Below are 22,816 nucleotides of genomic sequence, written 5' to 3'. Positions count from 1 at the left end.
GTCCGCCCGAAGACACCACCGTCACCGCAGGCCATCGATCAGTCGGCGGCGATGGCCTCCACGATGGGCAGGCGGGCGGCGCGGACGGCGGGCGGGATGGAGCCGAGCAGGGCCAGGACCGTGGCGGCGACCGCGTAGACCAGCAGGAGGGGGCTGGGCTGGTAGGTGACCTTGATGGAGGTGGCGTTGCCGAGGGCGATGGTGGCCAGGTAGTGGACGGCCGAGCCGACGGCCAAACCCAGTGCGGCGCCCGTCAATCCGATGCCGGCGGCTTCGGTGAGGACCGAACGGAGCAGGAAGCGGCGGCTGGTGCCGATGGCGCGCAGGACGCCGAGTTCGCGGCGGCGCTCCAGGACTGAGAGCATCAGGGTGTTGAGCAGGGCGACGGTGGCCACCAGGACGACGATCCAGAGGATGGCGGCGCTGATGGAGGTGCCTTGGCGGACGCTGCTGGAGATGGCGTCCACCGATGCCTTGCCGGTGTCGACGTGCATGCCGGCGGGGACGACGGCCTTGATGGCGGCCATCACCTGGTCGGGATTCGCGCCGGGGGCGAAGTCGATGCCGATGATGGTCTCGCCCGGCCGCTGATACCACTGCTGCATGACGCCGAAGTCCAGCACGACGATGCCGGCGATGGCCGAGAAGTAGGGCACCACGCGCAGCACGGTGACCCGGTGCGTGCCGGTCGGGGTGGGCAGGTCGATGGTGGAACCCGCGGTGACGTCGAGTGAGCGCGCCACATCGCGGGAGATGACCACGCCCTCGCCGCGGGCCATGCGGTCCAGGTCGGCCTGACTGGTGCCGTCCAGGGCCGAGGTGCGGGCAACGCCGCCCTCATAGGATTGCAACATGACGCGGCCGCGCCCGAGGGTGGCGAAAGCCATTTGGGCGGAACCGGTTCCGCCGACGCCGGGGATGGCCTGGATCTTGGCCTTCAGGTCGGCGGGCAGCAGCGGCCCGGTCGGGAACTGCTCCATGGCGGTGGGGCTGACGTAGACGTCGGTGGTGCCGAGCGATTCGAAGCTCTCCGCGGCCGAGGCGACCAGGTTGCGGGAGGCATTGCCCATGGCCACCACGGCGGTGACGCCGATCATGACGGTCATGGCGGTGGCCCAGACCCGCCGGGGCGCGCGCTCGGCGGAGGTGGCGCCGAGCGCGCCGGGTGCGCCGAAGAGCCGGGACACCGCGGAGATACCGGAGACGATGGGGCCGGTGGCGACGAAGCAGAGCACCACGGCGCCGCCGATCGACAGCGAGATCGCGGCCAGCGAGACCGCGCCGAGGTCGGAGTAGGCCAGCGTGATGGCGCCGGCGATCATCGCCAGCCCCAGAACCAGTGCGGCCCAGCGCAATACCGGCTTCACCGCATCGGCGGAAGAGACTCCGACCGGGGCGAGGGCCTCGATCGGGGCGACCTTGTAGACCTGCCGGGCGGCCAGCGCGGAGGCGGTCACCGAGGCCACTACGCAGGCGGCCACGGCGACCGGGATGGCGTAGCCGGGCACCATGTACTCGGTTCGCGCCTCCACCGACTGCACCATGGCGGCGGGCAGGCGGGTAATGGCGGTGCGGCCCATGAACATTCCGATGACCGCGCCGATCAGCCCGCCGATCAGGCCGAGCAGTGCCGCCTCGGCGATCAGGTCGCGCACCATGGGGCCGCGCCTGCCACCGATGGCGCGCAGCAGCGACAGCGTCGAACGGCGTTGTGCCACCGCCATACTCATGGCGTTGTAGATCAGGAAGGCGGAGACGATGAGCGCCGCAGCGGAGGACGCCAGCGTCGAATACCGCACCAGCTGGATCGCGCCGCCGGCCTGCGCGGCCCGCAGATCCGGGTCGGCCACCACGGCGCGCCCCGAAACCACCTTGGTGAGTTCGGATCTCAGCTGATCCACGTTCGCGCCGGGGGCGGCGAGAATCTGCACCGAGTCCAGCCGCGCGGCGCGCCCGGTGATCTTCTGCGCCACCGGCAGCAGCGCCACCACGATGTGGCCGCCGTTGAGGTCGCGGGCGGTGGCGTCGTCGAGCACTCCGGCCACGGTGGCGTTCACCGAGCCGAGCTGGAACTGCTCGCCCTCGGCGCGCCCCAGGGCCGATCCGACCAGCACGCCGTTGGGCACGGTGAGCAGTTTGGCCGCTTGATCGCGCAGCGGGCCGTCCAGATCGCTGCCGAGCTCGGACATGGTCTGATCCGCGCCGACGAGCAGCGCCCGGTCGGCATCGGCGCCGATGGACTGCCGCAGCATGGGCACCGCGACCCGCACGCCGGTGACGGACCGGATCTCTTGCAGCAGTTGCTGTTCGAAGCCGGCGTCGGTGACCCCGGTGACCTCCAGCACGGCATTGCCGCCGAGCGATCGGGTGAGTTTGTCCACCGACCCGGTGATCGATCCGGAGATGCTGAACACCGAAACCAGCAGTCCCGCGGAGACTCCCATCACCATCATGGACATGGCGGTGCGGCCGCGGTGGTTGAGCAGTTCCCCGATATTGAACAGCCGCAACCGATCCCAGGCGGCGCGGATCATGCGCGCACCGCCTTGGCGTCGGCGGCGGCCGCCGCGTCCGAGGACGCGGTGTGCGAGGTGCCGTCCGGCTCGTGCACCACTCGCTCATCGGAGCCGATCTGCCCGTCGCGCAACGTGATAACCCGGTCGCAGTAGTTCACCGCGCCCATATCGTGGGTCACCATCACGACCGAATTCCCCGCTTCGGTGATCTCCCCCAACAACTTCAGGATCGCCGCCCCGGTCTTGGAGTCGAGATTGCCGGTGGGCTCGTCGGCCAGGATCAGCGGCGGATCCATGATGAGCGCCCGCGCCACCGCCACCCGCTGCATCTGCCCGCCGGAGAGCTCGCCCGGCCGGTGCTCGGCCCGGTCGGCGAGTCCGACCAGGTCGAGCAGTTCCAGCGCGCGCGGCTTGGCCTTGCGTAATCCGCTGCCGTCCAGCAGTTTCGGAATGGCCACGTTCTCCCAGGCCGACAGCGTGGGCAGCAGATTGAAGAACTGGAAGACGAAACCGACCTGATGCCGCCGGAATTCGGACTGCTGATCGTCGTTGAGCCCGCCGATCTCCTGGTCCCGGAACCGAATCGACCCGGAATCGGGTGAGTCGAGCGCACCCAGCAGGTGCAGCAGCGTGCTCTTGCCGGACCCGGACGGCCCGATGATGGCCGAGAACTCCCCCGCCTCGATACGCAGGTTGATCGAGTCCAGGGCGCGCACGGTCTGCTCCCCCACCCGGTATTCCTTGGTGACGTCGGTCAATTCCAGCATGCTGGTCTCCCCTGATTGTTTTGTCAGCTGGCGAGTGCGCGCGGGCGCGGGCGCCAGTAGAACGCATCGGTGTCGTAAACGTCCAGCACCGCTCGCAGCGCCGGCTGTTCGGCCGCCAGCTCACGCCGCACCTGGTCCACCGACTTCCCTTGCTCCAGTGCGTTGTCCAGTTTCACGGTCAGATGGTTCTCCCAGCGGTGCCGCAGCGCGAGCAGCACCCCGGACACCCCGCCGAAGAGCCGGTCCAGCTCGGGCAGGTCGTGGAAGAGCTTGGGATCGGCGGGATTTCGCGCCGCCCGGTCCAGCACGGTGTGCAGGATGTCGGTGCGAGCGTGCAGGTCTGCCCAGGACATGGCCCCCTACCTTTCGTCGCGCATCCGATTTCGGTGCCGGATGCCGTTGCCCTGAACGCTACGGACGGCCGGCAGCCGTGTCGTCGTGCCGCGGACGCGACTTGGTCTCCTACCCCGGTAGGAGAAGGGCCCCTGCCCTCGCACGATGTACGCGGGCATTTCCGGCAACTAGCCTGACAGGATGGACGTGACAGACGCCACCCCGCAACCGGTCGGGCGCGCGTTGCGGCGGTTACACGAATGGGCGCTGGCCAGCGGCGAACGCATCCGGCGGTTCGCGCGTAACCCGGTCGCGGAGTTCCGCAACAATGTCGAGCACTTCGGGTATCCGGTTCCGGTGGTCGCGGTCTTCGACGTGATGCTGCTGGTGATCGCGACGGTCGCGGTGATCCAGCGCTATCAGAGCGGTTACTGGCCGAGCCTGCTGCCGATTCTGGCGATGGCGCTGACCTATATCACCGGGCCGATGTACGCCTTCTTCGGCATCTTCCCGAAACCGCTGATCATCACGGTCCTGAACATGGCCTCGGCCGCGGTCTTCCTGTCGCAGCCGGTGCCCTCCGATGCCGCGCCCTTCGTGCTGATCATCGCGGTGGGTGAGATCGCGGCGTTGACCGTTCCGCTCGCCAGCCTGCCGGTGGCCGCCGCCATGATCGCGGAGTTGGCGTATTTCCAGTCCATCGGGCATGTCGATCAGGGGTTGCCGCTGTACGCGGTGGCGGTGCTGTGCGGGTGGATGACCGGGCAGTTCATGAATTTCCAGCGCCGCTATCTGTATCAGGAGCGGGAGAATCAGGAGGTCCGGACCGCGGCGGCCGCCGATGAGGAGCGCCGCCGGATCGCGCGCGAGGTGCACGACGTGATCGCGCATTCGCTGAGCATCACGCTGCTGCATGTGACCGCGGCCCGGCACGCGCTACAGACCGATCGGGATGTGGATGAGGCGATCGACGCGCTCACCGATGCCGAACGGCTGGGCCGCCAGGCCATGGCCGATATCCGTCGCACGGTCGGACTGCTCGATCAGCGGCCGGCGCTGCACAAACCGGAACCGGGCCTCGACGATATCGCCGAGCTGGTCACCGATTTCGTGCGCGCGGGAATGGAGGTCGACTACCGGATGAGCGGCGACAGCTCGGCGGTGTCGGCGGGCATGGGGCTGGCGCTGTACCGGATCAGCCAGGAATCCCTGGCCAATATCGCCAAACACGCGCCGGGCGCTTCGGCGCGGCTGCGAATCCAGCTGTGCGCCAAGGACATCAGCGTCGAGATCCGCAATACCCTGCCGACCGGCGCGGCCCTGCGCCCCGGCCGCGGCATGGGCATCGACGGCATGCGGCAGCGCGCCGTGCTGCTGGGCGGCGAGTTGCAGGCCGGACCGGTGGACGACGGCTGGCGGGTGTTCGCCCGCATTCCGATGCCCGGCCAGCTGTCCTGTATGGCCACCCAGGCCGAGGATTCGCTGCGCACCATGCTGCACAACATGACCCGTAAATCATCGACCGAACCGGCCGTGCCGGGCCAGCCGCAGGAGAGCATGTGACCGAGCGTCCGGACGAGGATCTCGTCGACGTACTGGTGGTCGACGATCAGGAGCTGGTCCGGGGCGGGCTGCGCCGAATCCTGCGCCGCCGTGACGGTTTCGTGGTGAGCGAATGCGCGGACGGGGACGAGGTGCCGGCCGCCATCGCCGCGCACCAGCCGGATGTGGTGCTGATGGATCTGCGCATGAAACGCATCGGCGGGATCGAGGCGACGCGGACGCTGCGGGCCTTCCAGGATGCGCCGCCGGTGCTGGTGCTCACCACTTTCGATGACGATCAACTGCTTTCGGGGGCGCTGCGCGCGGGGGCCGCGGGGTTCATTCTCAAGGACTCCCCCGCCGAGGATCTGATCCGCGCCGTGCGCACGGTCGCGGGCGGCGGGTCCTGGCTCGATCCGTCGGTCACGCCCCGCGTGCTCACCGCGTACCGGTCGGTACCACCCCCACCGGCCCCTACCCGGTCCCGGCTGGCGGAACTCACCGGGCGCGAACTCGAGGTGCTCGAACTCATCGGCCGCGGACGGGTGAATGCCGAGATCGCGCGGACATTGGGCATCTCGGAAGTAACAGTCAAGAGCCATGTGGGACATATCTTCGGAAAGCTCGGGTTACGGGACCGGGCCGCGGCGATCGTCTTTGCGTTTGACCACGGAGTGGTCGCACCCGGAGAATCCACTCCATAGGGTCGGGTCGCGGACATCTTCGTCGCGGCCCGATCGAGAGTTGGAGGTTGGACGGGGTGGATGCACCGCCATCGCGGGCCGGCGGCAGTTTCGGGCCGTACGAGTTGCGCTCGCTGCTGGGCAGGGGCGGTATGGGGGAGGTCTACGAGGCCTACGACACGGTCAAAGACCGGGTGGTAGCCCTCAAACTGCTGCCCTCGGATCTCGCGAAAGACCCCTCCTACCAGGAACGTTTCCGCCGCGAATCGCAGGCTGCGGCGCGGCTGGCCGAACCGCACATCATCCCGATCCACGACTGGGGCGAGATCGACGGTGTGCTCTACATCGATATGCGGCTGGTGCGCGGGCAGGATCTGCGGTCGCTGCTCGACTATCAGGGGCCGATGTCGCCGATGCGGGCGGTCGGGATCGTGGAGCAGATCGCGGCCGCGCTGGACGCGGCGCACTACTCGGGTCTGGTACACCGGGATGTGAAACCGGCCAATATTCTTGTCACTGATGCGGATTTCGCATATCTGGCGGATTTCGGGATCGCGCGGGCGGAGGGGGACACCACCCTCACCATGACCGGGACGGCCGTCGGCTCATATGCGTACATGGCGCCCGAGCGCTTCGACGCGGGGCCGGTGACCGGGCGGGCGGATATCTACTCGCTCGGGTGTGTGCTGCACGAATGCCTCACGGGGACCAAGCCCTTCCCGGCGGACAATATGAGTGTGCTGATCCGGGCGCATCTTTCGGATCCGCCGCCGCGGCCGAGTACCCAGCTGGCGGGGATACCGACCGCGCTGGACTCTGTGGTGGCGCGGGCGCTCGCCAAGGATCCGAACGCCCGATTCCTGACCGCCGGGGAGTTCGCTCGTGCGGCGCGCATGGCCTTGGCCGGAACCGCTGTTCCCGTCCCGCCCACCGAGATCCTGCCGCAGGGGCGCACCCTGCCGCCTACCGCAGTCGGGCCGGGGCACGGGGTTTTCGGAGCGCCCACCGGGCAGCAACCGACCACCCGCTTGCCCGCGGGCGGCCCTGCGACCGGGCCGTCCATGCCGGTACAGAACACGGATCCGACTGTGGTGCAACCGAATACCGGCACCTTCCGGGCGTACGTCACCGGCAGCTTCCCGGCCGCCGAAACCGATGAGAATCCCGGCACATCCGACCTTCCGGTCATCGTGCCCGCGGATCCGACGGTGGTGCGCGTCAGCGATTTCCACTACACGCCGCTGCCCGCCACCGCCCAGCCGCAGCAGCCGGTGTGGGGGCATCGGCAGCAGGAATTCCCCTACGCGCCCGCGCCCGACCCGTCGCTGTACCCGACCTCGGAGCATCAGCGCGTCGATCCCGCGCCGCAACGCTCGAGCTACCGGCCGCGCAGGTCCGCGGCGGTGCCGATCTCCATCGGGGTGCTGGCGATCGCGGTCGCCGCGGTCGCCGGTGCGATCGGCTGGCAAGTCCTCGATGGCTCCCGCAACGAACCATCGAATAATGCGACTGCGACACAAGGGAATCCGGGCACGGTGATACAGCCGTCCCAGAACAAGGGCACGACGACGACCACCACCCCGGCGGCCACCACGGTGCAGCTGCCGGTGGGGGCGTCGCCGTGCTCGCCGGTCTATCCCTCGACCAACGGTTTCACCACCTCCGCGACCGGATCCCCGGTCACCAGTTGCCCTTTCGCGGAGGAGGTGCGCCGGGCCTATGCCGCCGCGACTGGGGGTCAGGGCGGGTCGGCAAGTAATGTGGTTGCTGTCAGCCCGGTCACCGGCCGGGCCTACACGATGAACTGCACGGCCGCCGGGAAGTTGGTCACGTGCATCGGTGGCGAGAACGCGGTGGTGTATGTCTACTGACCCGAATGTGGCCTGTCGCAAGGCCATTGCTCGATGTTTCGCGGTGGCGACGCTGTTCGCCGTGACCGCGTGCAGCGTGCAGGTGAAGACCTCGGGTGCGCCCGTGGCCGATCCGGTACCGGTGGTGCCGGTCGCCGCGGCCGAACCGGCGACGGGGCTCTCCATGCTCGCGCCCGATCTGCCCGACCTGTTCGGATTGCCGAAATCGATCGGCCTGGCAGCGGATTTCGCGGACCTGCAAGCCGGGCTGGACGGTCGCATCGGACTGGCGGTAATGCCGGTCGGCGGCGGGGATATGACGCTGCTGGGCAACTGGAGCTCCGGCATCGCCTGGTCCACCATCAAGGTGCCGCTGGCGCTGGCCGCCCTGCGCCACGATCCGACCGGGCTGCGCTCCATCGCCGAGGCCGCCATCACCTATTCGGACAATGATGCGGCGCAGGAACTCTGGAACTCGCTCGGCACCGGCAATCAGGCCGCCGAAGCGGTCGAGTCGATCCTGCGCGAAGCCGGGGACGCCACCACCGATGTGGCCGCGCGCCACACCCGGCTCGCCGCACTGGATTCCGATGATCTGCTCGCCTTCGGCGCGACCGAATGGTCCCTCACCGACCAGGTGAAGTTCGCGGCCAAGCTGCCGTGCCTGCCGCGCGCCAACTCGGTCATCTCGCTGATGAGCGAGATCACCCCGAGCCAGAGCTGGGGCCTGGGACGGCTGATCGGCGCGGAGTTCAAGGGCGGCTGGGGGCCCGACGACGACACCGGCAAGTACACGGTGCGGCAGTTCGGGCTGGTGCCGACGCTGGCCGGGCCGATCGCGGTGGCGCTGGCGGCCGAGCCGGAATCGGGCAGCTTCGAGGACGCCACCGACATGATGGACAAGATGGCGGTGCTGCTCAGCGATCACCTCACCGACCTACGCGGCGGGCTCTGCGGCAACTGATCGCAGGCCCAAAAGCGGCCGTACGCACCGCATTTGACCCGGTCGCCACAACCCAGAACAATCCCTTGCGATTGACGGGTTTTGGTGTGTCCGCTAGGAACAGGGACCGACCGGTATCCGGGAAAATGGAGGTGCAGGGGTGGACGGATCGCAGGCGCGCACCGCGCGGCGAAGATGGGCGCGCCTGGTCGCGACCGGTGCGGTCGCGCTGCTGACGGGGGTGGCGACCGGGTGCAGCAGCAAACCGGTACTGGTGCCGGACGCCACCGCGGTGGCCGGGCCGAGCGGCACCGCGGGACCGGTCGTCGCGGCCCTACCCGGCACGCTGGCCTGGGATTTCGTCAATACCCTGAAGCCGACGCTGAACGGCAAGGTGGGATTGGCGCTGATGCCGGTCGGCGGGGATCGGGTAGTCGCGCTGGGCGATTGGACCAACGGACCGGCCTGGTCGACCATGAAGGTGCCGCTCACGCTGGCGGCATTGCGCGCCAATTCCGGGTATACGGGGGCGGCGGCCAATGCCATCACCTATTCGGACAATACGGCCGCCGATACGCTCTGGCAGTCGCTCGGCGGCGCCGATACCGCGGCGCAGACCGTGCAAGCGGTTTTGCGGGAAGGCGGGGACAGCAGCACCAAGGTGCCGGCGGTGCGCACCCGATCCGATTACTCCGCCTTCGGGCAGGCCGACTGGTCGCTCTCGGACCAGCTGAAATTCGCCTCCCGACTACCCTGCCTGCCTGATTCCGACGCGGTCACCGCGCTGATGGGCAAGATCAGCTCCGGCCAGCGCTGGGGACTGGGCAATCTGGACAATGCGGAATTCAAGGGCGGGTGGGGGCCCGACCTCGCCGGCAACTACCTGGTCCGGCAGTTCGGGCTGATTCCCGTCGAAGGCGGTGAACTGGCCATAGCCATTGCCGCCCAGCCCAATTCCGGGTCCTTCGACGACGGCACCGCCATGCTCACCAAGGTCGCCAACCTGATCAATCAGCACCTGGAAGAACTCCGCGGCGGCAACTGCGCCCGCTAGATCGGGGGCGCGACCCGCGAACGCACGGGTTCGGGCATGATGGGGGCCATGCGCATCGGAGTCTTGACCGGAGGCGGAGACTGCCCAGGGCTGAACGCGGTGATTCGGGCCGTCGTTCGGACCGCGAACGGGCGCTGGGGGGATGCGATCGTCGGGTTCCAGGACGGGTGGCGGGGGCTACTCGAGGATCGCAAGATCCAGATCCTGAACAACGACCGGACCGACCGTCTGCTCACCAAGGGCGGGACCATGCTCGGGACCGCGCGCACCAATCCGGACGTATTGCGCGACGGACTGCCCCGGATCAAGCAGACCCTCGACGACAACGGCATCGACGCGCTCATTCCGATCGGCGGGGAGGGGACGCTGACCGCGGCCTCCTGGCTGGCCGACGAGGGCGTGCCGGTGGTGGGCGTGCCCAAGACCATCGACAACGACATCGACTGCACCGACACCACGTTCGGGCACGACACCGCCGTCGCCATCGCCACCGAGGCCATCGACCGGCTGCACACCACCGCGGAATCCCATCAGCGCGTCATGCTGGTCGAGGTGATGGGCCGTCACGCCGGCTGGATCGCGATCAACTCGGGCATCGCCTCGGGCGCCCACCTGACCCTGGTCCCCGAAGTCCCCTTCGACGTCGACGAAGTCTGCGCCATGGTGAAACGCCGCTTCCAGCGCGGAGATTCGCACTTCATCTGCGTCGTCGCGGAAGGCGCGCACCCCGACCCCAAGTCGATGACCCTGCGCGACGGCGGCATCGACGAATTCGGCCACGTCCGGTTCACCGGCGTAGCCCAGCAACTCGCCCCCGAGATCGAGCGCCGCATCGGCAAGGAAGTCCGCGTCACCGTCCTGGGCCACGTCCAGCGCGGCGGCACCCCCACCCCCTACGACCGGATCCTGGCCACCCGCTTCGGCGTCCACGCCGCGGAAGCGGTGCACGCCGGCAACTTCGGCCAGATGGTCGCCCTGCACGGCAACGACGTGGACCTCGTCCCCCTCTCGGAAGCGACCAAACACCTGAAACTGGTCCCCGCCGACCGCTACCGGGAAGCCGCGGCCTTCTTCGGCTGAAAAACCCCGTCCGCCAACCTCTCCCCCGGCCCTCGCATCCCCAATGCGAGGGCCGATCTCTTGCCTTGCCCCCGAGGACAATCTTTACCGTCGAACCCATGCACCTCGACATCTCCGCCCGCGACACCGAAATCCACCCCGTCACAGACGATTCCTTCGCCCAGGAAGTCCTCCGCCACCCCACCCCCGTCCTGGTCGACTTCTGGGCCACCTGGTGCCCCCCGTGCCGCATGATCGCCCCGGTGCTCGCCGACATAGCCCGCGACCACGCCGATTCCCTCACCATCCGCAAACTCGACGTAGACCGAAACCCCCTGACCGCGGCCGAATACCGAATCCTCTCCATGCCCACCCTCATCCTCTTCCAGCACGGCAAGCCCATTCGCACGCTGGTCGGCGCTCGCTCGAAAACCAAACTCCTGACCGAACTGGAGGACATTCTGTGCCATAAAACTTCTTGAGCCCGCCCGCAGAAGCCCCTGCGCCGTACTGTGACTCGACATCACCGGGGGCGCCGAACAGCACGGGGGAACCATCCGTGCCCGTATTTGCCGGTGTGTGTGGCTGATACGGAAGGGTGTGAACGTGAATTCTCCGATCCTGTCCAAGGGACAGAACATTCCATTGCCGGAAGATGTCGACCGGATCGACGTGGTGGTGGGGTGGACCGAATCGGAGATCGAGGTCGACGCGTCGGCATTACTACTGGGCGCGGATCGAAAAGTGCGGTCCGACAGTGATCTCGTCTTCTACAACCAGCCGGAATCGGCGGACGGTTCGGTACGGATTCTGGGCACCAGTGCGACCGAGGAGGGCGCGCAGACCCGGATCTCCATCGATCTGTCGGCGGTGTCCGCGGACGTGCACACCATCGCGCTGGTCGGAAGTCTGAGCGCCGGGACGTTCGGCGACCTGGGCAAGATCGCGTTCCGGGTGGTGGACGGTGCCGGGCAGTCGCTGGCCGAGTACGTGACCGCCGATGCGGGCAGCGAGTCGGCCTTCAACTTCGGTGATGTCTATCGCCGGGGCGGCGAATGGAAAGTGCGCGCGGTCGGTCAGGGCTGGGACACCGGACTGGCCGGGCTCGCAAAGGATTTCGGCGTCTCGATCGATGACGACACGCCGGCGGTCGCCGCGGAGGCCGTCGAGGTGGCGCCGGTGCCGAAGGAAGAGGTCGCCGCGCCCGCACCTGCCGCACGACAGCGCGGGGTGCGGACCACCAAACGGGTGGTGAAGAAGGCGAAGCCGATCGAGTTCAAGTTCGCCGAGCAGGACGGGTGGCAGACGGCGCGTTTGTTCTCTGTCATCGGGGTCGGGGCGGGCGAGGAACAGGAGCGGCGCGCCACCTCGGCGTTGATCGCCACCATGCAGGCGGTGAAGCCGTTCGCTCGCGCGCTGTGCGCTCGAATGGGCGCTCCGGCAGGGGTTTTCGAGGGCTATGTCGAGGTGCAGTACGAGCGCGGCGATTCCAAGGTCATTCCCGACGCGGTGCTGAAGGTGGTACGGGGCAGCCGGGTTTGGACGGGACTGCTGGAGGTCAAGACCGGGAACGGCAAACTGCGCAAGGATCAGCTCGAGAACTATCTCGATGTGGCGCGCAAGAAGAAATACGACGTGGTCGTCAGCCTGTCGAACGATATTCCGGCCGGGCCGGGTGAACTACCGGTGGAGGTCGATCGGCGCAAACTCACCAAAGTCGCGCTGCGGCATCTGTCCTGGGCGGAGGTAGCGCACGAAGCCCGGATGCTGCTCTCGCACGGTGGCATCGAAGAAGATCTGCAAGCTTGGGTATTGAGCGAATTCCTGCGCTATCTCGACCATCCCAAATCCGGGGCCACCGAGTTCGCCGATATGGGACGGCACTGGGTCGCCGTGCGCGACGCGGTCACCGCGGGCACCCTGCGCGCGGGCGACCAGAAGGCGCTGGCGGTGGCCGATACCTGGGTCTCGCTCTCCCGGCATCTCGCGCTGCGGGTCACGGCGGAGCTCGGGGTGACCGTGAATCACGTACTGCCGCGCAAGTTCCGCAACGACCCGGTGGCGCGTAATGCCGCGGTCGCCGAGCGGCTGGCCGCCGACGGCAGTTTCGAAGCGGTACTGCGGATTCCCGATACCGCCGGCGATCTGACCGTGGTCGCGGATGTGCGCACCAATACGATTCGCTGCCGCACCACCCTGGAAGCGCCGAACGAGGGCACCTCGGCACGCCGATTGTCCTGGCTGCTCAAGCAACTGGAGCAGGCGCCGGGCGAGGTGCGCGTGGAGGTGGTCTTCTCCGAACGCGGCAACGAAGCCTGCGAGCATCTCGCCACCGCGCGCACCGATCCGAAACTGCTGACCGCCGGGCGCTCCGGGGAGATCGTGTCCTTCGCGCTGGAACAGTCCTTCCCGATGGGTAATCGGCGATCCGGCACCGCGGCCAGCTTCGTCGCGAGCGTCAAAGCCGCGACCGACGCGTTCTACGGGGCCGTGGTGCAGCCGCTGCGAGGCTGGGTTCCCGCCGCGCCGAAGCAGCCCGAAGGGGTGAACGCCGAAGCCGTCGTGATCACCGATTAACAGTCGAAGGCGCCGGCTGCCAGAGCGGCGGTGAAACGGTCCCATTCGGCGGGGGCGAAGTGCAGCGACGGGCCGGTGGGATCTTTGCTGTCGCGAATGGCTACGGCGGCGGGAAGGAATGCGATTTCCACGCATTCCTTGGCGCCGGTGCTGCGGGTACTTTTGAACCATCGGGGGCTGGACGGTTCGAGGTTCACGTCGCGTACTCCTTCGCTGCCCGTCGTAGCAGGTCTCTGCTGGCGGACTCGTCCAGTGCGGCGCGCTGGAGAGCCTGGTATGCCTCGCGGTAGCGGTCGACCGAGGCTTGTTTTTCGAGATAGAGGTCGCCCAGGAAGTTTTCGAGGTACACCACGGTGGGTTCGACCGGTTTACCGAGGGAGTCGCGGCCGAAATCCAGGATTACGAACGGTCCGACCGTGTGACCGCTCGGGACGCCCGCGGAGAAGGGTAGTACACGAACAGCGATCGTCGGCGCGGTGGACAGGTCCGCCACGCGGCGGAGTTGCGCGGCCATGATGCGCGGGTTGCCGACCAGCCTGCGAAGAGCGGTTTCGTGCACCACCAGGTCGAAGGTGGCGGGGGTGCGTTTGCGGGTCAAGAGGGATTGGCGGCGGAGCTTGAGCTGGACTCTGCGGTCCAGGGCAGCGGGGTCGGCATCCGGCCAGTAATCGCCGATCAGGACGCGCGCGTAATCGGCGGTCTGCATCAGGCCGGGGATCAGGTCGGGTTGATAGGTGATCAGGGTGCGGGCCGAAGCCTCCAGGCCGACATAGACATTGAAGCCGTCGGGCACCAGATCCTCGTACTCGTGCCACCAGGATTTGACGCTCGCCTGTTGCGCCAGGCCCGCCAGGGCGGTGGTGAACTCGTCGCCGAAGTCGTAGATGCGGCACAGTTCCCGGATATCGAGCACCCGGATCTTTTCCGCATTACCGGTTTCCAGGCGCTGAAGTTTCGATTCGCTCCATTCCATCAGGCCCGCCGCTTCGGCGATCGTCATATTGCATTGCATACGGCCCTCGCGCAGATATCGCCCCAGTTGGCGGCGCGGCAGGGTGGAACCATGATCGGACATCGAACTCTCCCCCACGAAGGCGGTTTTCGGTCGCTGTGAACGATGCTCCCATGCAATATGAATGCTGCCCTGGAGGTTTCGGAAAGTTTTTCGCGCAGCGCGGGTTCGGCTGCCGGTTCGCCGCGGTGCTGCTGGACTGGAGTCGCGCCCGGTGAGAGCCGGAGCACTACTACCTCTGGACCCACTCGTCCCCGAGCCGGGCGCACCCAATTTCCGCATTCGCGAATGAATTCCGACATTGCAGGCCAACCGGTCGGTGACAATTCAGGTTAGCAATATGTGAATATCCAGGGCAGCCAACCCATACCGCCGTGCGCGCACGCGAACCTCGATACGCTTTCTGTCAGGCCCGGCGTCACGCATGCCGCCCGCCGACCTGCCAGCGCCGGACCGCCAACTGCACAGCCCCCTGCGCTGATCCGGCGGACACCATGATGTATCTGTTCGACTGCACCGTAGAACCCCGCGACCTCACCCTCTCGCAAGCTCACGAAGCCATGCAGATCCACAAATGCTGCACCGTCGACAACTGCCTGATCCGCCGCCGCGCCCGGCAGATCCTCGTCGAGCAAGGATTGATGGTGCTCGGGCAGCGCGCCGACCCGTGATCAGCCGACCACCAGTACAACCACCGCCAGCAACACCACCAGGGCGATCAGCGCCACCCCCAGCACCACCAAGGCGGCCACCTGCGACCGCTCCAACCGCTCCGGCCGTGGCGGCGGCATCGAAACCGGCGGGAACTGCCCGGTATTCGGACCGAAAGCGCCCGGCGGCGCGGGATACTGCGGGAAAACCGCCTCCGCCGGCAACCGAACCTGTTGCGAAACCGTCATTCCCTGGGCATCGCCTTGTCCCGCAACAGAACCGGCGGCCTCGGCCGCAGCCGGTGCCGGCGATATCGCGGCACTTTCCGGCAGCTCTCCGTCCGCACCGGGGCCGATGAAGTCGGGCGCGCCGGAGGGGTCTTTCCCATGCGACTCGGGATCGGCGTCAAGCGCGCCGGAGGAGTCGTTCCTGCGCGGCTCGGGTTGCGCGCCGGCATCGGACGGGTCGGCTACCTCGTCACCGGGGGCCGTAGCGAGGTTTCGACCGGCTTCCTCGCCGGACCGATCCGTGGACGCATCCGCTGCGGTCTTCGCCGAGCTGCTTGAATGCTCCTCGACCGCAATAGAGTCCGCCGCTTCCGTGGACACCGGTCCGGCACTTTCGGCCGCCCCACGGCTCGGCGAGTCGGCACCCCCCGAACCGGCCGATACGGCCGACCGGCTCGCCTCGCCCCCGGATGCACCGGCCGGATCGACGGTGCGAGCTTCCGGCAATGTCGTTGCGGCGGGGTCGTTCTGCACCGGGCGCAGCGGCGACACCGGCGGCGTTCCAGGTTTGGACCGGCCCCGCGAGTCACGCTTGGCCCGCTCGCCTTCGGGAATGAAAGCACCCGACTCGGGATGCCGCACCATGCCGGAAACCCGTTCCCCCACAAAGCTTTCCCCGGACGAAGCTCGATGCCGGCCGGGCTCGGCCGCGGTGCGCGCGAGGGCATCGAAAGCGGATCCGCTCGACGCCGAGGAGTCAGCCGCGGACGATTCCGAATCCGAACCCGGCGATTCGGGCGCGGCCGAGTCGGGCTCGGTCCCGCCGGTATTGCGTGTGCGTTCGGACCGGCCTCCAGCGGTCGCCGATCCACCGGCGGCAGCTGACCGATCGCCGGGCGACACCATCGGATCCCCGTGCGGCGTTGCGGATTCGGCGGCAGCACCGGGCTCGGCGGACCCGAGACCGGGGGGCGCGGCGACGGTATGGGTCATCGTGGTGCGTTCGGACTGCGCCCCGGCGGGCGTGACGCCGGCCGCGGCAGCCAGGGCCTCCGCAGCTGAAACCTGCTGCTGCGGTACGGGAGTCACCGGCTGCGGCAGCAAGTCCGTGCGCTGCCGAGAAAGTTCGTCGGAAACCGCCTCCTGCGCTGCCGAAGGTGCGGCGGGCGGCCCGGACGCCGAGCTGCCCGCGTAGTCCGGGACAGCTTGACCCGGCGGCTGATTCAACGGCGCGCTGCCCGCGAACTCAGGAGCACCATGCCCCGGCAGCTGATTCAACGGCGGACTGCCCGCGAACTCAGGAGCACCATGCCCCAGCGGCTGATTCAGCGGCGGACTGCTCGCGAAGTCCGGAGCAGCTTGCCCAGGCGGCTGGTTCGAAGGAGCGGCCGGATAGCCCTGCGGCGGAGGTGAATACGTCGGCGCGGGGTAGCCGGGCGGAGTCGCGGGAACGGGGTAGCCCGGCGGAGCGCCCGCACCGCCCGACTCGGGATAGCCCTGGGCCTGGGGCGGTGGCGCTTGCTGCCCGGGCTGCTGTCCCGCCGGAACCGGGCTCGGCGCACCGGGGTAACCCTGCGGGGCGGGCGCTGCGCCCGCCGGATACCCCTGCGGGGCGGGCGGCGCGGGGTACGGCTGCTGGGGTGCGGCGGGCGGGGCCTGGTAACCCGGCGGGACGGGTTGGTAGGGAGACGGGGGCTGGTAGCCCGGCGGGGCCGGTTGGGGGGCTGCCGGGTTCTGGGGGTAGGGGCGGTGGGTGGGGCCCGATTGCACCGGGGGCGTGGGGATTTGCCGCAAGGGGGCGGAGAGGGCGCGGCGGGCCGCCTTGGCGAAATCGGTGCAGGAGGGGAAGCGGTCGATGGGGCGTTTGGCCATCGCCTTGGTGATGACGGCGTCCATGGCCGGGGACAGGCCGGGGCGGCGCAGGCTGACCGGGGGTGGCAGCAGTTGCAGGTGGCCGCGGATCAGTTCGGCGGGGTGCGGGGAGTCGAAGGGGCCGATGCCGATCAGCAACCAGTAGAGGGCGCAACCCAGCGAGTACTGGTCGGTGGTGTGGTCGAGGTGCTGGCCCGTCATCTGCTCCGGCGAGGCGTACGCCAGCGTGGCGGTGAACATTCCGGCCTGGGTGAGATGGGTGGAGTCCTCGCGCAGGCGGGCGATGCCGAAATCGGTGAGGAAGACGCGTTCACCGTGACCGGCGACCGCACGCGCCAGAATGATGTTGGCGGGCTTGACATCACGATGCAGGACGCCGCGACTGTGCGCGTAATCCAGGGCCGACGCCACACCTTCGATGATCTGCACCGCACGCTCCGGCGGCAACTGGGTGACATCCACGCCGGCGGCATCGACGCCGTCCACGTACTGCATGGAGATCCACAGCTGCGCGTCCTCGGTACCGCGGTCGTACACCTCGACGATATTCGGGTGATCCAACTGCGCCACCAGATCGGCTTCGCGTTCGAAGCGCGTGCGGATCTCCCTGTCGGCGAACAGTTCCCGGTTCAGCAGTTTGAGCGCGGTGAGTTTCCCCAGCCGCGGATGCCGGGCCAGATACACCGACCCCATCCCGCCCTGCCCGAGCAGCCGTTCGATGCGGAAACCGGCGAACACGTCCCCGCTGTTCAGCACTTCGACGACCCCCTTCCGGTGACGTACAAGTCCGTGAGCCTACTCGTTTTCACACTGGTCAGCCGGGTCAGCCCGGCGTCACCAAACCCGATTCGTAGGCCAGCACCACGGCTTGCGCCCGGTCCCGCAGATTCAGCTTCGCGAACACTTTGGAGACATGCGTTTTCACGGTCTGTTCCGCCACGAACAAACTCTCGGCGATTTCCGCGTTCGACATGCCGCGCGCCACCAATTCCAGCACTTCCCGCTCGCGTGGCGTGAGCACCGACAGCGCGGGCGCGGGATTGCGGCGGGTGCGGCGGCGAGTGACGTCTTCGATCAACCGGCGCGTCACGGTGGGCGCGAGCAAGGCGTCACCGGCGGCGACGACCCGCACGGCGCGCACCAACTCTTCGGCCGGCGCGTCTTTCAGCAGGAACCCGCTCGCACCGATCGTCAACGCCTCGTAGACGTAATCGTCGATGTCGAAGGTGGTCAGCATGAGCACTCGCACCGGCGGATCCATGGCCGCGCCGAGAATGGCGCGCGCCGCATCCAATCCGTTCATCTCCGGCATGCGCACATCCATCAGCACCACATCGGGCCGCAGCCGCTTAGCTTCCGCCACAGCGATTTTGCCGTCCGAAGCGTCACCGACGACGCTGATGTCGGGTTGCGCGCCCAGCAGCGCCCCGAAACCCGCTCGCACCATCGCCTGGTCGTCGGCGATCAACACCGTTATCGCCACAGTCCCACCTCACGCACGCCACCGAGTTTGCCACGCCGGAGCGCTGATACGAGTGGGCGGAGCAACTTCGCGCACACCGGCAGCCGGAGTTTTGCTCCACTTTCGGGGTGTTCCGGTCGGAAAAGTGACTGAACGGGCTGAAAGTGGAGCAAAACTCCGAGGATCAGAGCGCGGGGACGCCCACCGGCACCACGAGCGGCAACTCCGCGCGCACCTCGAAGCCGCCATCCGGGCGCGGGGCGGCGTGCAGCGTGCCGCCTACCGCCTCCGCTCGGGAACGCATGCCGGCGATACCGCTGCCGGGGGTGGCGGACGGTTCCGCTGCCGAGATCGGGCGGTCGTTGACAACGGTCAGCACCAACCCGGCGCCTTTGGTGATGTGCACTTTCACCGGTGCGCCTGCCGCATGGCGAGACGCGTTCGCCAGCGATTCCTGGACGATGCGATACGCCGCCAGCCCGGTGGTGTCCGGGACGTCCGCCAGTTCGCCGTCGGTCTTCCAGGTGATCGGCACGCCCGCGCGCAACGCGCCTTCGAGCAAGCCTTTGATGTCGGCGGCTGTCGGTTGCGGGGCGTGCTCCGGGAGTTGGCCGTCGCTGCGCAGGACGCCCAGCAATCCGCGGATCTCGTTCAGCGCGGCCCTGGCTCCGGTGCCGATCGACTCGAATTCCGCCTGCGCCTCCACCGACAATCCGGTGATCCGGTACGGGGCGGTCTGCGCCTGCACCACCACCATGGACATGTGGTGGGCGACGACGTCGTGCAGGTCGCGGGCGATACGGGCCTTCTCCTCGAGGATCGCGCGGCGGGCGCGCTCCAGTTCGGTCTCTTCCTCGGACTTCAGCAGGGCTTGCCGCTGCACCGCCACCCAGCGGATGAGCAGGCCGAAGACCACCAGGCCGGTGATGGCGATCGGCCAGCCGAAGCCGGCGTCGGCGAAACTGTCGCCGGTCGCGGCCATGGTGGTGGCGAACAGCAGTGACGTCGCGACCCAGACCACGCCCACGATGCGGATGGGTGAGCGCACCGCGACCGCCAGCACCAGTACGAACAGCGACAGGATGTGCACCACTTGGAAGGGGATGGTGTTCCCGGACTGGTGCGGCACCGCCAGCGAGATGAGCAGCGCCGACCCCGCCGATACCGCCCAGCCGAGCGCCGGATTGACGCGCACCATCAGCACCGGGAAGGCCGCGAATCCGGCGATGAACGGCATCGCCGCGGGCGGCACCTTGTGCGTCACCTGCAAGGTCGGCCAGGCCACCGCCATGAACACCAATGCCACGAATACCGTGACCGCGTCGAACCACATCCGACCTTTTTTCGGACGCACTCGCCCGACCGCCTCAACGACCATGCCTTCGACGGTAGAGAACCGACCCCCATGTCACGTCATACCCCCGAATGATCTGTCACCCCGTACCCCGGTACTAGCCCGTTCCCACCCTCCCCCTGCCCGCGCACCCGGGAACGGTCCGCCGGCGTGAGGCCCAGGTCGGCCGCAGATTCCTAGCGTCTAATCCCATGAGAGCGTCCCCGTCCAACCCGGCTCGCACGCCCCGTGATTCCGCCGCTGCCACCGTTTCGCCCGAAGTCCACCCGCCCTGCCCGCAGCACACGCAGCCGCGCGATGCGACCGGCCCGCGCACTGCCGACGCTGCCGCGCCCACGGCCCAACGCACCGATGCTGCCACCGGCGCACCGCGCACCGCAGCAGCGTTACCCGGCACCGCCTGCGAAGCAAGCTCCGCAGCAACGTATGCCGACACCGTGGGCGAAGCAGGCACCGCAGCACGGTATGCCGACACCGTGGGGGAAACAGGCACCGCAGCACGGTATGCCGACACCGTGGGGGAAACAGGCACCGCAGCACGGTATGCCGACACCGTGGGGGAAACAGGCACCGCAGCGCGGTATGCCGGCACCGCCTGCGAAGCAAGCTCCGCAGCAACGTATGCCGACAGCGTGGGGGAAGCTGGCTCCGCAGCGGCGGCGCACACCTGCGCTGAGGTGGAAACCACAGAGTCGCGCGCATTTTCGGGCCGCCGCGCGGGGTTGCTGGCCGGAGTAGCACTGTTGGTCGCGTCGGTCGCGGTGGTCTTCGCACCGAGCGCGACCGCCGCGACGGCCGCACCCGTGCTTCCGGAGAGTGCCGGCGCTCGACTGGCGGTGCTGGAATCGACGGTGGGACAGCAGGATCCGGCTCTCATTCCGGCCGACTTCGCCACCGATGCCGGATACCGACCCGTGGTGAGCAATGGGCTGCTGGTCAATCCGGCCGGTGACTGCTCCTCCCCTGTCCCGCTCCCCGCCGAATTCGATCTGGCCTGCAAGGCCCACGACCTCGGCTACGACCTGCTCCGCTATGCGGGCGAGCACGGTGAGCCGCTCGGTCCCTGGGCGCGCCAAAGCCTCGATGCCGCACTGGAACAGCGCATGCACGCCGCCTGCGAAGCCCGCACCGACAGCTTGGCCCGCACTCGGTGCCAGGTGATGGCGAGCATCGCCACCGCCGCCGTGGATCTCAATTCCATCCGCCAGGACTACGGCGTCCCGGTTCACGAGACCCTGTTCGCGGCGGCCCCCGGCGCGTCGTCTCCGCTCATCCGCATTCTCCAGATCACCGGCATCGGCTTCCTGCTCGCCGGCATCACCTCGGCCGTCACGGTCGTCACCCGCCGTCGACGCGCCCGCCGCGCGCAGCACCGCACGCCGGCGGCGACGCGATGACCATCCAGCTGAAATCCGCCGGGAACGGCGTTCTCACGACAGAGGAGTCCCACGTGCCACCGGTCGACGCGGCCATCGCCGATTTCGAGCTGCCGCAGGCCGGCAGAGCGCTGCGCGCATCCGGGCACACTAGCGACGCACAGCGATCCGAGGCGCTCGGGTGGATGGCACGAGTGGGGACATCGATCGCGCCGCGGATTCCCCGGGTGGGCACCACGGCGGCGGTCACGATCGGGACATTGGGGTCGCTCGCGCCCGGGTTGCTGCCCAGGACGCCGGCGGCGCAGGGGATATTGACCGCGCTGCTGGTGGTACTGGCTTTGACCGTCGCGGGTGTGGTTCGGGTTGTGGTGCGGCGCTTCAGGACTGCGCGGGAGAAGTCGGTGGGGATGCGCGGCATTGCGATGGCGTTCGGTGTCGGGGCGGCCGGGGTGGCGATGGTGCGGGCGCAGGATTGGCAGAACCGGTTGCGGGAGGCGATGGGGGTGGCGAGCATCGGGCCCGGGTATTGGGTGCGCTGGATGCTGGTGGCTGCCGCGATTGTGGCGGTGGTGCTCGCGGTGTGGTTCGGATTGCGCTGGGCGGTAAGGGGTTTGGGGCGTGCGCGCAGCGCGCTGCTGGGGTTGGTGGCGGTGCTCGGAGTGCAGTTCGCGGGGGCGCCGATGGTGGTGGAGTGGCGGAAGGAGGCGTATGTGGCGGCGGATTCGTTCGTGGATCCGAGTGTGGTGCAGCCGGTTTCGCCGACGCGGTCGGGGAGTCCGGTGTCGGCGGCGAGCTGGGCGAATTTGGGGGCGCAGGGGCGGCGGTTCGTGGCGGGGGACGGCGGGCAGGGGGTGCGGGTTTACGTGGGGTTGAATTCGGCTGCCGGATTGGCGGCCCGGGTGGAGTTGGCGGTGCGGGAGTTGGAGCGGGCCGGCGGGTTCGAGCGGGGGAATATCGTGCTGACGGTGCCTACCGGGTCGGGGTGGATCGATTCGGATGCCGCGAAGGGCATGAACGATCGGTTCGGCGGGGATGTGGCGTTGGTGGGGTTGCAGTATTCGGCGGCGCCCAGCTGGGTGACGTTCATGTTCGGGCGGAGTGCGGCGGAGGAGTCGGCGCGGGCGTTGTTCGCGGCGGTGGAGCAACGGATTTCGCGGCTGCCGCAGCGGCCGAAGCTGTACGTGTACGGGCAGAGCCTGGGCGCGCTGGGCGGGAATTCGATCTTCGCTGATGACGCGGAGCAGGATCGGCGGACGTGTTCGGTGTTGTGGGCCGGGCCGCCCGCGAACGCGGTGCATCGATCCGGCGCAATGGTTTTGGCCAATGCTTCGGATCCCGTCGTGCATTGGTCGCCATCGCTGCTGTGGCACGCACCGGATCTCACCGGCGCCCGGCCGGATGCGCCGCTGCCGCAATGGCTTCCGGTCCTGAGCTTCGTCCAGGCCACGGCCGATCTACTGGGCGCGCTGGACGCCCCGGCGGGGCACGGCCACCGCTACGGCACCGATCAGGGCACCGCACTACCGGATTGCTGA

At 68.4% G+C, this 22,816-nt stretch carries 19 protein-coding genes; 11 read left to right on the top strand and 8 right to left on the bottom strand.

Features of this window, described 5'->3' with window-relative positions; genetic code table 11:
* Positions 1 to 38 precede the first annotated feature (38 nt).
* From NI1_RS29220 to NI1_RS29210, 3 genes are read right to left on the bottom strand one after another with little or no spacing between them, the layout of a single operon-like run.
* Positions 39 to 2,534, bottom strand: coding sequence for an ABC transporter permease (locus NI1_RS29220; protein WP_067826971.1), 2,496 nt, complete (start codon positions 2,532 to 2,534; stop codon positions 39 to 41).
* Positions 2,531 to 3,283: an ABC transporter ATP-binding protein gene (locus NI1_RS29215; protein ID WP_084523886.1), complete on the bottom strand. Its 753-nt coding sequence runs from the start codon at positions 3,281 to 3,283 to the stop codon at positions 2,531 to 2,533. Before NI1_RS29215 ends, NI1_RS29220 begins: the two co-directional genes overlap by 4 nt.
* Before the next feature lie 23 nt (positions 3,284 to 3,306).
* A complete protein-coding gene (locus tag NI1_RS29210; protein ID WP_067826968.1) occupies positions 3,307 to 3,636 on the bottom strand; it encodes a hypothetical protein in 330 nt (109 codons plus the stop codon).
* Between the two features lie 181 nt (positions 3,637 to 3,817).
* Between NI1_RS29210 and NI1_RS29205 the strand changes: the two genes are divergently transcribed.
* The 8 genes from NI1_RS29205 (at position 3,818) to NI1_RS29170 (ending at position 13,324) form a co-directional block, all read left to right on the top strand.
* On the top strand, positions 3,818 to 5,179 hold the full coding sequence (locus NI1_RS29205) for a sensor histidine kinase (RefSeq protein ID WP_067826966.1): 1,362 nt from the start codon (positions 3,818 to 3,820) through the stop codon (positions 5,177 to 5,179).
* Positions 5,176 to 5,862 carry a response regulator gene (locus NI1_RS29200; RefSeq protein ID WP_067826964.1) on the top strand — a complete coding sequence of 229 codons (687 nt, stop codon included), beginning with the start codon at positions 5,176 to 5,178 and terminating at the stop codon, positions 5,860 to 5,862. Before NI1_RS29205 ends, NI1_RS29200 begins: the two co-directional genes overlap by 4 nt.
* Positions 5,863 to 5,918: 56 nt before the next feature.
* On the top strand, positions 5,919 to 7,712 hold the full coding sequence (locus NI1_RS29195) for a serine/threonine-protein kinase (protein ID WP_067826962.1): 1,794 nt from the start codon (positions 5,919 to 5,921) through the stop codon (positions 7,710 to 7,712).
* Entirely contained in the window at positions 7,702 to 8,655 is a 954-nt protein-coding gene (locus NI1_RS29190; RefSeq protein WP_067826960.1) for a serine hydrolase, read from the top strand. Before NI1_RS29195 ends, NI1_RS29190 begins: the two co-directional genes overlap by 11 nt.
* A gap of 139 nt (positions 8,656 to 8,794) precedes the next feature.
* Positions 8,795 to 9,688, top strand: coding sequence for a serine hydrolase (locus tag NI1_RS29185; RefSeq protein WP_245663457.1), 894 nt, complete (start codon positions 8,795 to 8,797; stop codon positions 9,686 to 9,688).
* A gap of 48 nt (positions 9,689 to 9,736) precedes the next feature.
* Positions 9,737 to 10,768, top strand: a complete 1,032-nt coding sequence (locus NI1_RS29180) for an ATP-dependent 6-phosphofructokinase (protein ID WP_067827737.1) — start codon at positions 9,737 to 9,739, stop codon at positions 10,766 to 10,768.
* A gap of 98 nt (positions 10,769 to 10,866) precedes the next feature.
* Entirely contained in the window at positions 10,867 to 11,229 is a 363-nt protein-coding gene (gene trxA / locus NI1_RS29175; protein ID WP_067826958.1) for a thioredoxin, read from the top strand.
* Positions 11,230 to 11,353: 124 nt separating this feature from the next.
* Positions 11,354 to 13,324 (top strand): TerD family protein, encoded by a 1,971-nt coding sequence (locus tag NI1_RS29170; RefSeq protein ID WP_067827735.1) that lies wholly within the window; start codon positions 11,354 to 11,356, stop codon positions 13,322 to 13,324.
* On the opposite strand, the gene NI1_RS29165 is transcribed toward NI1_RS29170, so the two are convergent.
* Complete coding sequence (locus NI1_RS29165) at positions 13,321 to 13,521, bottom strand: DUF397 domain-containing protein (protein ID WP_067826955.1); 201 nt, start codon at positions 13,519 to 13,521, stop codon at positions 13,321 to 13,323. The genes NI1_RS29170 and NI1_RS29165 overlap by 4 nt on opposite strands.
* Positions 13,518 to 14,399 carry a helix-turn-helix domain-containing protein gene (locus tag NI1_RS29160; protein ID WP_067826953.1) on the bottom strand — a complete coding sequence of 294 codons (882 nt, stop codon included), beginning with the start codon at positions 14,397 to 14,399 and terminating at the stop codon, positions 13,518 to 13,520. The genes NI1_RS29165 and NI1_RS29160 overlap by 4 nt, the downstream gene beginning before the upstream one ends.
* Before the next feature lie 431 nt (positions 14,400 to 14,830).
* On the opposite strand from NI1_RS29160, the gene NI1_RS38220 reads away from it, so the two are divergent.
* The gene (locus tag NI1_RS38220) at positions 14,831 to 15,007 is read left to right on the top strand and encodes a hypothetical protein (protein ID WP_157535395.1); all 177 of its coding nucleotides are present in this window, start codon (positions 14,831 to 14,833) and stop codon (positions 15,005 to 15,007) included.
* On the opposite strand, the gene NI1_RS40175 is transcribed toward NI1_RS38220, so the two are convergent.
* The 3 genes from NI1_RS40175 to NI1_RS29145 all read right to left on the bottom strand — a co-directional run bounded on the left by NI1_RS40175 (position 15,008) and on the right by NI1_RS29145 (position 19,881).
* Entirely contained in the window at positions 15,008 to 17,842 is a 2,835-nt protein-coding gene (locus NI1_RS40175; RefSeq protein ID WP_084523884.1) for a serine/threonine-protein kinase, read from the bottom strand.
* 67 nt (positions 17,843 to 17,909) lie between these two features.
* Positions 17,910 to 18,569 carry a response regulator gene (locus NI1_RS29150; RefSeq protein ID WP_067826950.1) on the bottom strand — a complete coding sequence of 220 codons (660 nt, stop codon included), beginning with the start codon at positions 18,567 to 18,569 and terminating at the stop codon, positions 17,910 to 17,912.
* A gap of 163 nt (positions 18,570 to 18,732) precedes the next feature.
* Positions 18,733 to 19,881 carry a sensor histidine kinase gene (locus tag NI1_RS29145; protein ID WP_245663456.1) on the bottom strand — a complete coding sequence of 383 codons (1,149 nt, stop codon included), beginning with the start codon at positions 19,879 to 19,881 and terminating at the stop codon, positions 18,733 to 18,735.
* Positions 19,882 to 20,645: 764 nt separating this feature from the next.
* Here NI1_RS29145 and NI1_RS29140 point away from each other — a divergent pair.
* Together NI1_RS29140 and NI1_RS29135 are read left to right on the top strand one after the other, a co-directional pair.
* Positions 20,646 to 21,299 carry a hypothetical protein gene (locus tag NI1_RS29140; protein ID WP_245663455.1) on the top strand — a complete coding sequence of 218 codons (654 nt, stop codon included), beginning with the start codon at positions 20,646 to 20,648 and terminating at the stop codon, positions 21,297 to 21,299.
* A 53-nt stretch (positions 21,300 to 21,352) separates the two neighbouring features.
* A complete protein-coding gene (locus NI1_RS29135; RefSeq protein ID WP_245663454.1) occupies positions 21,353 to 22,816 on the top strand; it encodes an alpha/beta-hydrolase family protein in 1,464 nt (487 codons plus the stop codon).

This window comes from Nocardia inohanensis NBRC 100128 (genome assembly GCF_001612945.1).
Classification (GTDB): Bacteria; Actinomycetota; Actinomycetes; order Mycobacteriales; family Mycobacteriaceae; genus Nocardia; species Nocardia inohanensis.
Note: the sequence above shows the minus strand (reverse complement) of the source record. Positions and strands in the feature narration are given on the sequence as shown.

Bases quoted from the DNA above. Each gene is read 5' to 3' on its own strand.
- NI1_RS29220 (WP_067826971.1), bottom strand. From the start codon at position 2,534: ATGATCCGCGCCGCCTGGGATCGGTTGCGGCTGTTCAATATCGGGGAA.
- NI1_RS29215 (WP_084523886.1), bottom strand. From the start codon at position 3,283: ATGCTGGAATTGACCGACGTCACCAAGGAATACCGGGTGGGGGAGCAG.
- NI1_RS29210 (WP_067826968.1), bottom strand. From the start codon at position 3,636: ATGTCCTGGGCAGACCTGCACGCTCGCACCGACATCCTGCACACCGTG.
- NI1_RS29205 (WP_067826966.1), top strand. From the start codon at position 3,818: ATGGACGTGACAGACGCCACCCCGCAACCGGTCGGGCGCGCGTTGCGG.
- NI1_RS29190 (WP_067826960.1), top strand. From the start codon at position 7,702: ATGTCTACTGACCCGAATGTGGCCTGTCGCAAGGCCATTGCTCGATGT.
- NI1_RS29180 (WP_067827737.1), top strand. From the start codon at position 9,737: ATGCGCATCGGAGTCTTGACCGGAGGCGGAGACTGCCCAGGGCTGAAC.
- trxA (WP_067826958.1), top strand. From the start codon at position 10,867: ATGCACCTCGACATCTCCGCCCGCGACACCGAAATCCACCCCGTCACA.
- NI1_RS29160 (WP_067826953.1), bottom strand. From the start codon at position 14,399: ATGTCCGATCATGGTTCCACCCTGCCGCGCCGCCAACTGGGGCGATAT.
- NI1_RS38220 (WP_157535395.1), top strand. From the start codon at position 14,831: ATGATGTATCTGTTCGACTGCACCGTAGAACCCCGCGACCTCACCCTC.
- NI1_RS29145 (WP_245663456.1), bottom strand. From the start codon at position 19,881: ATGTGGTTCGACGCGGTCACGGTATTCGTGGCATTGGTGTTCATGGCG.